This is a genomic window from Mesorhizobium sp. ES1-3 (assembly GCF_020164795.1).
GTDB lineage: Bacteria > Pseudomonadota > Alphaproteobacteria > Rhizobiales > Rhizobiaceae > Mesorhizobium.
Genome location: NZ_JAIUGW010000027.1, coordinates 1 through 14,140, shown reverse-complemented (window position 1 = coordinate 14,140; position 14,140 = coordinate 1). Strand labels below are relative to the sequence as shown.

General features: G+C 62.8%; 12 protein-coding genes. 6 read left to right on the top strand and 6 right to left on the bottom strand.

The annotated features are described in order from the left end of the window. Positions 1-27: 27 nt before the first annotated feature. From fdhF to LB536_RS26360, 5 genes are all read right to left on the bottom strand, one after another. Positions 28-2,940 (bottom strand): formate dehydrogenase subunit alpha, encoded by a 2,913-nt coding sequence (gene fdhF, locus LB536_RS26380; protein WP_224597748.1) that lies wholly within the window; start codon positions 2,938-2,940, stop codon positions 28-30. A gap of 10 nt (positions 2,941-2,950) precedes the next feature. Further along, positions 2,951-4,507, bottom strand: coding sequence for a formate dehydrogenase beta subunit (locus tag LB536_RS26375; protein WP_224597745.1), 1,557 nt, complete (start codon positions 4,505-4,507; stop codon positions 2,951-2,953). After that, positions 4,504-4,983 carry a formate dehydrogenase subunit gamma gene (locus tag LB536_RS26370; RefSeq protein WP_224597742.1) on the bottom strand — a complete coding sequence of 160 codons (480 nt, stop codon included), beginning with the start codon at positions 4,981-4,983 and terminating at the stop codon, positions 4,504-4,506. Before LB536_RS26370 ends, LB536_RS26375 begins: the two co-directional genes overlap by 4 nt. 194 nt (positions 4,984-5,177) lie before the next feature. Continuing rightward, positions 5,178-6,077, bottom strand: a complete 900-nt coding sequence (locus tag LB536_RS26365; RefSeq protein WP_140757979.1) for a LysR family transcriptional regulator — start codon at positions 6,075-6,077, stop codon at positions 5,178-5,180. 95 nt (positions 6,078-6,172) lie between these two features. Next, positions 6,173-6,550: a VOC family protein gene (locus tag LB536_RS26360; protein WP_224597739.1), complete on the bottom strand. Its 378-nt coding sequence runs from the start codon at positions 6,548-6,550 to the stop codon at positions 6,173-6,175. 145 nt (positions 6,551-6,695) lie between these two features. On the opposite strand from LB536_RS26360, the gene LB536_RS26355 reads away from it, so the two are divergent. Beyond that, positions 6,696-7,865: an Mrp/NBP35 family ATP-binding protein gene (locus LB536_RS26355; protein WP_224597736.1), complete on the top strand. Its 1,170-nt coding sequence runs from the start codon at positions 6,696-6,698 to the stop codon at positions 7,863-7,865. 16 nt (positions 7,866-7,881) lie between these two features. Here the strand turns inward: LB536_RS26355 and LB536_RS26350 are convergent, their stop codons facing one another. After that, positions 7,882-8,331 (bottom strand): SRPBCC family protein, encoded by a 450-nt coding sequence (locus LB536_RS26350; RefSeq protein ID WP_140757976.1) that lies wholly within the window; start codon positions 8,329-8,331, stop codon positions 7,882-7,884. 151 nt (positions 8,332-8,482) lie between these two features. Here LB536_RS26350 and LB536_RS26345 point away from each other — a divergent pair, with 151 nt between their 5' ends. From LB536_RS26345 to LB536_RS26325, 5 genes are all read left to right on the top strand, one after another. After that, on the top strand, positions 8,483-10,288 hold the full coding sequence (locus LB536_RS26345; RefSeq protein ID WP_140810850.1) for an IlvD/Edd family dehydratase: 1,806 nt from the start codon (positions 8,483-8,485) through the stop codon (positions 10,286-10,288). 254 nt (positions 10,289-10,542) lie between these two features. Beyond that, positions 10,543-11,361, top strand: a complete 819-nt coding sequence (locus LB536_RS26340; RefSeq protein WP_140757974.1) for a chromate resistance protein ChrB domain-containing protein — start codon at positions 10,543-10,545, stop codon at positions 11,359-11,361. After that, a complete protein-coding gene (chrA, locus tag LB536_RS26335; RefSeq protein ID WP_224597734.1) occupies positions 11,358-12,749 on the top strand; it encodes a chromate efflux transporter in 1,392 nt (463 codons plus the stop codon). The genes LB536_RS26340 and chrA overlap by 4 nt, the downstream gene beginning before the upstream one ends. A 169-nt stretch (positions 12,750-12,918) precedes the next feature. After that, a complete protein-coding gene (locus tag LB536_RS26330) occupies positions 12,919-13,317 on the top strand; it encodes a hypothetical protein (protein ID WP_224597842.1) in 399 nt (132 codons plus the stop codon). Between the two features lie 271 nt (positions 13,318-13,588). Continuing rightward, the gene (locus tag LB536_RS26325) at positions 13,589-14,077 is read left to right on the top strand and encodes a hypothetical protein (protein ID WP_224597730.1); all 489 of its coding nucleotides are present in this window, start codon (positions 13,589-13,591) and stop codon (positions 14,075-14,077) included. Positions 14,078-14,140 lie beyond the last annotated feature (63 nt).

The window sequence follows — 14,140 nt, the reverse complement described above, 5'->3', positions numbered from 1 at the left end:
CTCTTGTTGTCGAATGCCTCGACACAGCTACTCCGCCGCCTGCAGCGGAGCGATGCGGCGGCTCTGCTTGGCCTGTTCGTCATAGTCGCGCTGCCATTCCGACGGGCCGTTGGAAGCGCCGACCTGCACCGCCGTCACCTTGTATTCCGGACAGTTGGTCGCCCAGTCGGAAAAGTCGGTGGTGATGACGTTGGCCTGCGTGTCGGGATGGTGGAAGGTCGTGTAGACCACGCCCGGCGACACCCTGTCGGTGATCAGCGCGCGCAGCGTCGTCTCGCCCGAGCGGCTGGTCAGCCGCACCCAGTCGCCATCATGTAGGCCGCGGTTTTCCGCGTCGTGCGGATGGATTTCCAGCCGGTCCTCGGAGTGCCACATGACATTCTCGGTGCGCCGTGTCTGCGCGCCGACATTGTACTGGCTGAGAATGCGGCCGGTGGTCAGCAGCAGCGGGAAGCGCGGTCCGGTCCTTTCGTCCGTCGCCACATATTCGGTGCGGATGAACTTGCCCTTGCCGCGCACGAAGCCGTCGACATGCATGATCGGCGTGCCGAGCGGTGCCTTGTCGTTGCAGGGCCATTGCACGGAGCCGACCCGGTCGAGCAGTTCGAAGGAGACATTGGCGAAGCTTGGCGTCGTCTTGGCGATTTCGTCCATGATTTCGGACGGATGCGTATAGTTCCAGTCGAGACCGATCGCGCGGGCGAGCTCCTGCGTCGCCTCCCAATCGGCGTAGCGCGCCTTCGGCTCCAGCACCTTGCGCACCATGTTGATGCGGCGCTCGGCATTGGTGAAGGTGCCGTCCTTCTCGAGGAAGGTCGAACCGGGCAGGAAGACATGCGCGTAGTTCGCCGTCTCGTTGAGGAAGAGGTCGTGCACGACCACGCATTCCATCGCGGCAAGGCCGGCGGCGACATGCTTGGTGTCGGGATCGGACTGCAGGATGTCCTCGCCCTGGATGTAGATGCCCTTGAACGATCCGTCGACGGCGGCATCCAGCATGTTGGGGATGCGCAGGCCGGGTTCGTCGTCCAGCTTCACGCCCCATAGGCTCTCATAGATGTCGCGCACCGCGTCGCCCGAAATGTGCCGGTAGCCCGGCAGCTCATGCGGGAACGAGCCCATGTCGCACGAGCCCTGCACGTTGTTCTGGCCGCGCAGCGGGTTCACGCCGACGCCCGGGCGGCCGATATTGCCGGTGGCCATTGCGAGGTTGGCGATCGCCATCACCGTGGTCGAGCCCTGGCTGTGCTCGGTGACGCCGAGGCCGTAATAGATCGCGCCATTGCCGCCCTTGGCGTAGAGGCGCGCGGCACCGCGGATCAGCTCGGGATCGACGCCGGACAGCTTGCCCACGGTTTCGGGGCTGTTTTCCGGCAGGGCGACGAAGGACGCCCAGTCCTGGAATTCCGCCCAGTCGCAACGCTCGCGGATGAAGGCTTCGTCGAAAAGGCCCTCGGTGACGATGACATGTGCCAGCGACGTCAGCACGGCGACATTGGTGCCGGGCTTCAGCGGCAAATGGTAATCGGCTTCGACATGCGCCGACTTGACCATCTCGGTGCGGCGCGGATCGAGCACGATCAGCTTTGCGCCCTGGCGCAGCCGCTTCTTCAGCCGCGAGGCGAACACCGGGTGCGCCGAAGCCGGATTGGCGCCGATGATGACGGCGACGTCGGTGAATTCGACGGAATCGAAATCCTGCGTGCCGGCCGAGGTGCCGTAGGTCTGGCCGAGGCCATAGCCGGTCGGCGAATGGCAGACGCGCGCGCAGGTGTCGACATTGTTGTTGCGGAAGCCCTGCCGCACCAGCTTCTGGACGAGATAGGTTTCCTCATTCGTGCAGCGCGAGGAGGTGATGCCGCCGATGGCGGTGCGGCCGTACTGGTACTGGATGCGGCGGAATTCCTTGGCCGTATGGGCGATCGCCTCTTCCCAGCTCACCTCGCGCCAGGGATCGCTGACCTTTTCGCGGATCATCGGCGACAGGATGCGGTCCTTGTGGGTGGCGTAGCCATAGGCGAAGCGGCCCTTGACGCAGGAATGGCCGTGGTTGGCCATGCCCTCCTTGTAGGGCATCATGCGGATGACCTCGTCGCCCTTCACTTCGGCCTTGAACGAGCAGCCGACGCCGCAATAGGCGCAGGTGGTGACGGCCGAGCGCTCCGGCAGGCCCTTTTCGAGCACGGTCTTCTCGCGCAGCGCATCGGTCGGGCAGGCCTGCACGCAGGCGCCGCAGGAGACGCATTCCGAGGCAATGAAGTCCTCGTGCATGCCGGCGACCATGCGCGATTCGAAGCCGCGGCCCTCGATGGTCAGCGCGAAAGTGCCTTGCACCTCCTCGCAGGCGCGCACGCAGCGCGAGCAGACGATGCATTGCGCCGGATCATAGGTGAAATAGGGGTTGGACTCATCGCGAGCGATGTAGTCGACCGCGAGCGAGCCATGACCGGGGGCGACGCCGCCTTCTTCCTTGACGTGGTTGCGGCCCTCGACGCCATAGCGATTTTCGGTCAGGCCGACGGACTTCGCCACCACATCGAACTCGCTGGCGCCGGTTCCCGCCTTCTCGTTCCAGCCGGTCGGATGGTCCGAGACGTAGAGTTCCATGACGCCGCGGCGGATGGCGTCGAGCCTGTCCGACTGCGTGCGCACCACCATGCCTTCGCCGACCGGCGTCGTGCAGGAGGCCGGCGTGCCGCCGCGCCCTTCGATCTCGACGAGGCAGACGCGGCAGGAGCCGAAGGAGTCCAGCATGTCGGTGGCGCAGAGCTTCGGAATCTCCACTCCGCCTTCCATCGCCGCACGCATGATCGACGTGCCTTCCGGCACGCTGATGCTGCGGCCGTCGACGGTCAGCGTGACCTGCTTCTCGGCCTTCGACTGCGGAGTTCCGTAATCGAGTTCTTCGATCAGCGTCGGGAAGTCGGCCTTGATGTTCATCTGCCAGCTCCTATTCAGCAGCCACGCGCGCTGGCGCGGGCTTGAAATCCTCGGGGAAATGCGTGATCGAGCTCATCACCGGGTAGGGCGTGAAGCCCCCCAGCGCGCAGAGCGAACCGAACTTCATCGTGTTGCAGAGGTCCGTGACCAAAGCGAGGTTCTTCTCCGGCTCGATGCCGGCGGCAAGCCTGTCGATGGTTTCCACGCCTCGCGTCGAGCCGATGCGGCAAGGCGTGCACTTGCCGCAGCTTTCGATGGCGCAGAACTCCATGGCGAAGCGTGCCTGCTTCAGCATGTCGGCAGTATCGTCGAAAACTGTGACGCCGGCGTGGCCGATCAGTCCATCGCGCTTGGCGAATTCTTCGTAGTCGAACGGCGTGTCGAACAAGGCGCGCGGGAAATAGGCGCCGAGCGGCCCGCCGACCTGCACCGCCTTGACCGGACGTCCAGTGGACGTGCCGCCGCCGATATCGTCGACGATCTCGCCCAGTGTCAGGCCGAAAGCGGTTTCGAACAGGCCGCCTTGCTTGACGTTGCCGGCGATCTGGATCGGGATCGTGCCGCGTGAGCGGCCCATGCCGAAATCCTTGTAGAAGGTGGCGCCCTTGTCCATGATGATAGGCACCGAGGCCAGCGAGATGACGTTGTTGATCACCGTCGGCTTGCCGAACAATCCTTGTATCGCGGGCAGCGGCGGCTTGGCGCGCACCACGCCGCGCTTGCCTTCCAGGCTGTTCAAGAGCGAGGTTTCCTCGCCGCAGACATAGGCGCCGGCGCCGACGCGGATTTCCATGTCGAAGGCGTTGGGCGAGCCCAGCACATTGACGCCGAGCACGCCCGCCTTGCGGGCGATCTCGACCGCCTTGTTCATGACAGCCACCGCATGCGGATATTCCGAGCGGATGTAGACAAAACCCTTGGTCGCGCCTGTGGCGATGCCGGCGATGGCCATGCCTTCGATGAGCACGAAGGGGTCGCCTTCCATGATCATGCGGTCGGCGAAGGTGGCGCTGTCGCCCTCATCGGCGTTGCAGACGATGTATTTGCGCTCCGATGTCGTGTCGAGCACCGTCTTCCATTTGATGCCGGTCGGGAAGCCCGCGCCGCCGCGGCCGCGCAGGCCCGAGTCGGTCACCTGCTTGACGATGTCGGCGGGCGCCATGGCCACCGCGTTCTGCAGGCCGTTCAATCCGCCGAGCGACTTGTAGGCATCGAGCGACAGCGGGTCGTTGATGCCGCAGCGCGCGAAGGTCAGCCTGGTCTGCTTGGCGAGGAACGGGATTTTGTCGGGCGCACCGAGCCAGCGCTTGTGATACCCGCCCTTGAGGAAGCCGCTGTCGAACAGGCTCTTCACGTCCGACGGCTTCACCGGCCCATACGCGACACGGCCATTGTCTGTCGCCACTTCGACCATCGGTTCGAGGAAATAGGCGCCGCGCGAGCCGTTGCGCACGATCTTGGCCTCGATGCCGCGCTCGGCAAGTTCATTTGCGATCGCTTTGGCGACCTTTTCCGCGCCCAGCGCCAGCGCGCCGGAATCGCCGGGAATGTAGATGCGGGGGGTCATGAGCGCACCTCGGCGACGATCTCGTCGATCTTGTCGTCATCGAGCCGTCCGATCACCTCGCCGTCAAGCATAGCCGACGGCGAACAGGCACACAGGCCAAGACAATAGACCGGCTCGAGCGTAACCGATCCGTCATGCGTGGTCTCATGGAAATCGATGCCGAGCAACTGCTTGACCCTGGCGGCGACGGCGTCCGAGCCCATCGACTGGCAGGCTTCCGCCTGGCAGAGCTTCAGCACGTGCCGGCCGGCCGGCCGGGCACGGAAATCGTGATAGAAGCTGACGACGCCGTGCACTTCGGCCCTGGAGAGGTTCAGCCCGTCGGCGATGACCGGCAGTGAGGCCTGCGGCACATGGCCGAACTCTTCCTGGATGCCGTGCAGGATCGGCAGCAACGGACCTTCGAGGTCCTTCAACTCCTCGATGATCGCCGCAATGCGCGACGCGATCTCGGTACTTGCAGGCTGCACGGTCATGCAGCGCCCTCCCTGGTCATGGCGGCCCGATATATGTCACCCCAAGATATAGAGCGGTTTTGGGGTAACGACATGCACAGGGCGCAATATCGCTAAGTCCTTACGAAATCAGAGGAAACCCCCGAGATCAATAGAGCTGTCCCGTCGTTTGATAGAAATTTTCTATCGACAACGCTCAGCCTCCATTCTCTAGCCTAGCGATGGGCGCGGAAATCGTCTGCCAGCGCCATCGCCTCGTCCAGCAGCGCCTGCACCAGCGGCGTGTGCGGCTCACGCGGCGCGGCCACCAGTCCGACTGTATGGCTGGCATCGGGCTCGACGATCGGAATGGCCCGGATCGGTTCGGAAAAACCGAATGTTTCCGCAAGGTTGAGTGGCATGATCGACGACCATTTACCGGTTCGGATGTGCGAGAACAGCACGATCATCGAGTTCGATTCCAGCGTCGGCCGCACCTGCACGCCCGCTTCCGCCAGGTGCTGGTCGATGATGCGCCGGTTCTGCATGTCCGGCGTCAGAAGGCACAGCGGCAAATGGCTGATCTCCGCCCATGTCACTTTGTCGCGGTCGGAATAGGGATTGCCGATAGCGGTGATCAACTGGTAGCGCTCGTCATAGAGCGGCACGCTGGTCACCCGTCCCAGCGGTTCGTTGTCGAGATAGGTGATGCCGGCATCGACATCGAAATTGCCCAGCAGCGACAGTACTTCGATCGAGGTGCGCGACAATACTGAAAAAGTGACGCCCGGATGCTTTTCGCGAAACGGCGTCGTCAGCCGCGCCACCATGGCGAGCGCCGTCGGGATGGCGGCGATGCGGATGCGGCCGGAGAGGCCGTGGCGCGCCGCCCGCATCTCCTCGCGCATGGTCCTGGAGTCGCCAACGATGCGGCGCGCCCAGACCAACACCTGCTTGCCCTCCGGCGTCAGCCCCTGAAAGCGCGAGCCGCGCAGTACGAGCATGACGCCGAGCTGGCCTTCCAGTTGCTTGATGCCGGCCGACAGCGTCGGCTGGGTGACGCCGCACACTTCCGCGGCGCGGCCGAAATGCTCTTCCCTGGCCAGTGCGATGAAGAATTCCAGCTTGTCGATCATTGGCGGAAGCTATCCGGCGCAGTGGCGCCGCGCCAGATGGTTGCTGCTACCGCCGACAATCGTGCCGCCCCCAGCCATTGCGCAATCGCAAAAAACTACCTGTCGACGAGATTCAGGATGTTGCCGTCCGGATCCTTGAACCAAGCGACCCTCATACCCTGTCCGACATGGACATCACCTTCCAGCGTCAAACCGGGCATTTCGTAGTGTTCAAAGACGACGCCCTTCGATTTCAGCGCGGCGACGACGGTGCCGATCGCGTCGCCGACCGCCCACGTCACCGCTGTCGCCTTGTTGGTTCCGGCGAATTGGGAGCGATAGACATTGATGGTGGTGTCGCCGCTTTTGTACACGATCAGTTCGCCGCCCTCATCGTGCACCTGTTTCAGGCCGAGCGTCCCCTCATAGAAAGCCTTTGCCTTGGCCAGGTCCCTGACCGCGAGATTGGCCGTTGCGTTGCTGTTTTCAAGCATGATCGTCTCCTTTCCTGGCTGTCATTCCCTCTGGTCATGGAAATAGGTCACCCAGGCCGCTTGACGACCGCCACACGCCTGACGCTTGGAGCCGTCCGCGTTCTGCACTATGTGAGCTGCAGCCGAACGCCAGGGAATAACAGCCATGTCCATCACCAAGGAAATCGTCGTCGAGCGCCTGAAGACCGTCAACGGGCCGGACTTCACCGGCAACATCGTCGATCTCGGCATGGTGTCGGAGATTTTCATCGCCGATTCGAAGGTGTTCTTCTCGATCACCGTGCCCGCCGCGCGCGCCCCGGAGATGGAGCCGTTGCGTGCCGCCGCCGAGCGGGTGGTGAAGGCCATTCCCGGCGTCGCCGGCGCGGTCGTTGCGCTGACGGCTGAAAAGAAAGGCGGCGGCATGGAGGCACCGGTTCCACCGCGTCCCGCACCCAGGCCGGCTCCGCCCACCGCCGCACCACGGGCGGCCCCGCATGCTCCGGCTTCGCAGAGCCATGGCAAGCGCGGCGTGCCCGGCATCGAGGCGATCATCGCGGTTGCCTCCGGCAAGGGCGGCGTCGGCAAGTCGACCACGGCCGTCAATCTGGCGCTTGGCCTTGCCGCCAATGGCTTGCGGGTTGGCGTGCTCGATGCCGACATCTACGGCCCGTCGATGCCCAGGCTGCTCAACATCCACGGCCGGCCGCAGACGGTCGACGGCAAGATCCTGAAACCCATGGAGAATTACGGCCTCAAGGTGATGTCGATGGGTTTCCTCGTCGATGAGGAGACGCCGATGATCTGGCGCGGGCCGATGGTGATGTCGGCGCTCACGCAGATGCTGCGCGAGGTCGAATGGGGGCGGCTCGACGTGCTCGTCGTCGACATGCCGCCTGGCACCGGCGACGCGCAGCTCACCATGGCCCAGCAGGTGCCTCTGGCCGGCGCGGTCATCGTCTCGACGCCGCAGGACCTGGCGCTGATCGATGCCCGCAAGGGTCTCAACATGTTCAAGAAAGTCGACGTGCCGCTGCTCGGCATCGTCGAGAACATGAGCTACTTCCTCGCCCCGGACACCGGCAAGCGCTACGATATTTTCGGCCATGGCGGCGCGCGCCGCGAGGCCGAGAGGCTGGGCGTCACCTTCCTCGGCGAGGTTCCGCTGGAAATGGGCATTCGCGAGAGCTCGGACGCCGGCACGCCGGTGGTCGTCTCGAAGTCCGACGGCGCCGAGGCGAAAATCTACCGCGATATAGCTTCCAAGGTCTGGGACAGGGTCAATGAGGAACGTGGCGCGGCCGAAGCGGCTGTGCCGAACATCGTATTTGAGTAATCCTTCACGGGAAGAATCAGCCGCCGACTTTCTCGCCGAATGCCGAAAAGAACTGTCCGGCCAGTTTCTTCGATGTCGATTCGATCAGCCGGCTGCCGAGCTGCGCGATCTTGCCGCCGACTTCTGCCTTGGCGGCATATTTGAGGACCGTCGCGTCCGGCCCGTCGGCGGTGAGGGTGACGTCGGCGCCGCCCTTGGCGAAGCCGGCGATGCCACCCTTGCCTTCGCCCTGGATGGTATAGGCATGCGGCGGCTTGAGATTTTTCAGCGTCACTTCGCCGTTGAAGGTCGCCTTGATCGGCCCGATCTTCAGCACCACCGTTGCCGCCATCTCGGTCGCCGATTTCATTTCCAGGCTCTTGCAGCCCGGAATGGCGTCCTTCAGGACGGTTGGGTCATTCAGCGCTTCCCACACTTTCTGCACGGGTGCGGCGATACGTTCCTCGCCCTCGATCACCAAAGCCATCTAAACCTCCCCGATCGCCGATGTCGGATTGGTCGTAGCGCGCGGCTCGATAGCTGTCTATCGCACCAAAGTCGGGATTCAGATCACGCGTGCCCCTTGCCTGCATCCGCGCGTTGTCATATCGATTTGTCATACAAATACGGAGACCATGATGGCCGGCGCCCCCACGAAAAAGAAAAAGTTCCGCTCGCAGGAGTGGTTCGACAATCCCGACAATCCGGGAATGACGGCGCTCTATCTCGAGCGCTATCTGAATTACGGGCTGACGCGCGCCGAGTTGATGTCGGGCAAGCCGCTGATCGGCATCGCCCAGACGGGCTCTGATCTCTCGCCTTGCAACCGGCACCACATCGAGCTCGCCAAGCGCGTGCGCGAAGGTATCGTCTCGATGGGCGGCATTCCTTTCGAATTCCCCTGTCATCCGATCCAGGAGACCGGCAAGCGGCCGACCGCGGCACTTGACCGCAACCTCGCCTATCTCAGCCTGGTCGAGGTGCTCTATGGCTATCCGCTCGACGGCGTCGTGCTGACCATCGGCTGCGACAAGACCACGCCTGCCTTGCTGATGGCGGCGGCGACCGTCAACATCCCGGCCATCGCGCTATCGGTCGGCCCGATGCTCAATGGCTGGCACAAGGGCAAGCGCACCGGCTCGGGCACCATCGTCTGGGAATCGCGCCAGCGCCTGTCGGCCGGCGAGATCGACTATGACGAGTTCATGGACATCGTCGCCTCATCGGCGCCGTCCACGGGCTACTGCAACACCATGGGCACCGCCACCACGATGAATTCGCTGGCCGAGGCGCTCGGCATGCAACTGCCTGGTTCGGCCGCCATCCCGGCGCCGTACCGCGAACGCGGCCAGATCGCCTACGAGACCGGAAAGCGCATCGTCGACATGGTGCACGAGGACCTGAAACCGTCCGACATCATGACTCGCGCGGCCTTCGAAAACGCCATCGTCGTCAATTCGGCGATCGGCGGCTCCACCAACGCGCCGATCCATCTCAATGCGATTGCCCGCCATCTCGGCGTGCCGCTCGACAATGACGACTGGCAGAAGGTCGGCCTCAATGTGCCGCTCATCGTCAACCTGCAGCCGTCGGGTGAATATCTCGGCGAAGACTATCACCACGCCGGCGGCGTACCCGCCGTGGTGGCCGAACTGATGAAGGCCGGAATGCTGCCGCATCCCGATGCCTTGACCGTCAATGGCAAGTCGATCGGTGCCAACTGCGAGGGGGTCGCCAACGAGAACACCGACGTCATCCGCACCGTGGCCGAGCCGCTGAAGTCCAATGCCGGCTTCATCAACTTCAAGGGCAATCTGTTCGATTCGGCGATCATGAAGATGAGCGGCATCTCGCCGGAATTCCGCGAGCGCTATCTGTCCAACCCGAACGATCCGGAAGCCTTCGAGGGCAACGCCATGGTCTTCGACGGCCCGGAGGATTACCACGCCCGCATAGACGATCCGGCGCAAGGCATCGACGAGCACACCATCCTGTTCATGCGCGGCGCCGGCCCTGTCGGCTATCCTGGCGGCGCCGAGGTCGTCAACATGCAGCCGCCGGCCTACCTCATCAAGAAGGGTATCCACGCGCTGGCCTGCATCGGCGACGGCCGCCAGTCCGGCACGTCGGGCTCGCCGTCGATCCTCAACGCCTCGCCGGAAGCCGCCGTCGGCGGCGGCCTGGCGCTGCTCAAGACCGGCGACCGCGTCCGCATCGACCTGCGGAAAGGCACCGCGAATATCCTCGTCAGCGACGACGAAATCACCCGGCGTCGCGCCGAACTGGAGAAAGATGGCGGCTATCATTATCCCCAGCACCAGACGCCGTGGCAGGAGATCCAGCGCGGCATGGTCGACCAGTTCTCGGCCGGCATGGTGCTGAAGCCGGCGGTGAAATACCAGGATGTCGCGCACACCATGGGCGTGCCTCGCGACAATCACTGATTCTTCCCCGGAATAATCATCGATTATTCCCCGGAATAATCATCGATTATTCCTGGCTGGTCACAGATAAATAAACGAACACCGGCGGCCTGATCGATCAAGCCGCCGTCCTCACGTCGTAGGCCGCGAACGCTCCGTCCTTGACAAGCCCGCCCAACAATTCCACCATCATGCCAAGGGGTGCATCGCGACGACCCCGTGAGGCGTCAGCCCAATGTTCGCGTCCAGGCTTCTTTGTTCAGGAGGTGGACGCCATGCCGTCAACAACCGCTATCACCGTACAGCAACTATCCCGTCTGATTGGTCTGCCCGGCGCACCTGTGATCGTCGATGTCCGCATCGATGACGATCACGACGCCGATCCGCGCCTGCTGCCGGCCTCGCACCGGCGCAACTTCAAAACCGTCTCGGTCTGGGCAAACGATCTTGCCGGCAGCCAAGTGGCCGTCGTCTGCCAGAGGGGGCAAAAGCTTTCGCAGGGCGTGGCCGCATGGCTGCGGCACCAGGGCGTTGCCGCCGAATCCCTCGAAGGCGGTTTCGAGGCCTGGCGCGATGCCGGGGGCCTTCTAGTCCGCGCCGGCAAGATACCGTCCCGCGATGAAAAAGGCCGCACCGTCTGGGTGACGCGGGCTCGCCCCAAGGTCGACCGCATCGCCTGCCCCTGGCTGATCCGGCGTTTCATCGATCCGCATGCGGTCTTTCTTTTCGTCGAGGCGGCCGAAGTGCCTGCCGTCGCCGACCGCTTCCAAGCAGTGCCCTTCGACATCGACAATGTGTTCTGGAGCCACCGCGGCGAACGCTGCACCTTCGACACGATGATCGAGGAGTTCGGGCTGGAATCCCAGGCACTCGACCGCCTTGCCACGATCGTGCGCGCGGCCGACACCGCCAGGCTCGATCTCGTTCCCCAGGCCGCCGGATTCCTTGCCGCCTCGCTCGGCCTGTCACGCATGTTCCGCGACGATCTGGAACAGCTGGGGGCGGGGATGCTGCTCTATGACGCGTTCTTCCGCTGGTGCCGCGACGCCACCGACGAGACGCACAACTGGCCGGGCGGGGCAAAGCCGTCATGAGCAGCCTCGTTTCGGGGAAAGATGCGGACGTCGTGGATGTGCCGGCGGTCCCGAGCTTCCGCGAGGCTACGAAACTCTGGGCGAAGATCGGATTGCTGAGCTTCGGCGGACCCGCGGGGCAGATCGCGCTCATGCACAAGGAATTGGTCGAGGACCGGCGCTGGATCGGCGAACAGCGTTTCCTGCATGCCTTGAATTACTGCATGCTGCTGCCCGGTCCCGAGGCGCAGCAGCTCGCCATCTATATTGGCTGGCTGCTGCACAGGACGGTCGGCGGTCTCGTCGCAGGCGTCTTGTTCGTGGTGCCCGGTGCGCTCGTCATGCTCACCCTGAGCACCTTTTATGCGCTCTATGGTGATGTCCCGCTGGTCGAGTCGCTGTTCTTCGGGGTCAAGGCCGCCGTGCTCGCGGTCGTGGTCGAGGCGGTGATCCGCATCGGCCGCCGCGCCTTGAAGAACCGGGTGATGGTGGCGATCGCGGCTTGCGCTTTTCTCGGCATCTATGTGCTCAGCATCCCGTTCCCGCTCATCGTCCTGCTTGCAGGGCTGGTGGGATGGCTGGGAAACCGGGTCGCGCCAGCCCTGTTTTCCGGCGCGGCGCACGGCAAGAACGACGCTCCCGACATCAGGGGAGCGGTCGACCTGATGTTCGAACGCGGCGAGCTAACCCATACCAGGCCGACACGATGGCATGCGCCGCGCACCGTCGCCATCTGGCTGCCGATCTGGCTCGGGCCGGTTCTGTTGCTCTGGGCGCTCACCGGCACGAGCAGCGTGTGGACGCAGATAGGCGGGTTCTTCAGCCTGATGGCGGTCGTCACCTTCGGCGGCGCCTACGCGGTTCTCGCCTATGTCGCACAGGCGGCCGTCGAATCTTTCGGCTGGCTGGCACCCGGCGAGATGGTCGATGGCCTCGGGCTTGCCGAAACCACGCCTGGTCCGCTCATTCTGGTGTTGCAGTTTGTCGGCTTCATCGCCGCGTTTCGCCACTCCGGCTCGCTGAACCCGTTGCTTGGCGGATCGCTTGGAGCGCTGCTGACCTTGTGGGTCACGTTTACCCCATGCTTCTTCTGGATATTCCTCGGTGCGCCCTATATCGAGGCCTTGCGTGGCAACAAGGCTCTGTCGGCCGCGCTGGGCGCGATCACCGCCGCTGTTGTCGGCGTCATCATGAACCTTGCTCTGTGGTTCGCCATGCACGTCATCTTTCACCAAGTCAGCAAACTTGGCCTCGGCATGAATGTGCCGGTGCCGTCATCGATCGACTGGCGAGCCGCATTGTTGTCCTGTGCCGCCATGATCGCCATCCTCAAGCTGAAGATCGGCATGCTGCCGACTCTCGCCGGGTCGGCCCTGGCTGGTCTGCTGCTGCTGGCGGTGAGCGGATAGACGCATGTCGCTGCCTTTGTATTCTGCCAGCCAACCACCTAGAGCGGTTCAGTGTTTGATAGAATCTCTGACCCGCTCTAACTTCTTGTTTTTACGCAATTCCGGACGGAAAACCGCTACGCACTTTTCCTGGAATTGCTCTAACTGGTTGGAAACGGATTGGACCATCATGGCGCAACGACGCTCTTCCCTCGGCTTTCTCGGCATGTTCGGTCGCTCGGGCGATTTGCGACAGCTCGACGCCGCCTTGCGCGGCGCCGACCTGCATCCCGCCCTCGTGCCCGAAGGGGTGAAACTCACCATCGTCAATCTGATGAAGGACCGCTGGCCCGAGGAGCCACCGCCGCAGGCCTATTCGCAGGTGGCGCAGCTGTTCAGCTATTGCATCGCCGGCCCGGAAACCTTCGAGCGTGCGCAAGGCTTGCTGCAGCGGCTCGACGCGGAGCGCCGGATCGAGGCTGCCCTTGAAACCGGCGACAGCTTCGATGCGCGGATCGTGCTGATGGCGCTGCACGCCAAGCTGATCAACGCCGAAGTCGTCGAACGCTATGGGCTGGCAGCCGGATGATTTCAGGTCTAATCGACCTGAAATCTGAATCCCTCTCTAAATCAAAGAGATAGAGCATGATACCGTCCGAGGAGATTTATTTAGTCCCGACCGACGGGTAAAGGGCGTAGGGGTTGAAAGGTAGGTCGGACGCAACTCAGCAGATATCGCCTAGCCAGTAACGTCAAAGAGGACAAACGAGGCTACTTCTTCTGCACCTGTGACAAATAATTCGACAAAGCCAAATGTATCTGATCGAGAGAATCAATCTACGCGAAATGCGATTGGACTGATGGGTGGTTTAGCCGCATTGGGCTGGAATAGCAGCGCTCGCTTTCTAAGGGGTGAAATTATGTCGGATTTCGACTTAGGGAAGGTAATCAAACAGAAACTAGAAGTCTTACTTTATGCCATCGATAGTCGCCAAGGTGGATTTTCCGAACTTGGCTATACCGGTATGCAAGATATTTTCCTTGAGCCTGCAATGAGGGAAATCGGATTAGATCGTTCTCAGACAGAAGCCGTGTTCATGTCGCGACGACTCCAGCAAGCGATGCCTCTCTCCGCGGGCATGAGCCCTGCTGAGGAGAACTCGCTCAATAACATTGTTACAGACGTAGGTATGTGGAAAGAGCGGACGGGTTATCTCTTTCGCCATGACGAAAATTCTCTTGAACGTAAAATACCGAATGGTGCTGAGGTTAAGATTGCCGGATCGGTAGTAAAAGATTGCTTTGTATCGTCAGGATTAAAAGACGTTTCCTATACTAGAGCGGGATGAGATTAGTTTCGGTCATATCCGGAGTTTTCGAAGTAGTGTGAGCATTCTGTCGGTGTGATGCGG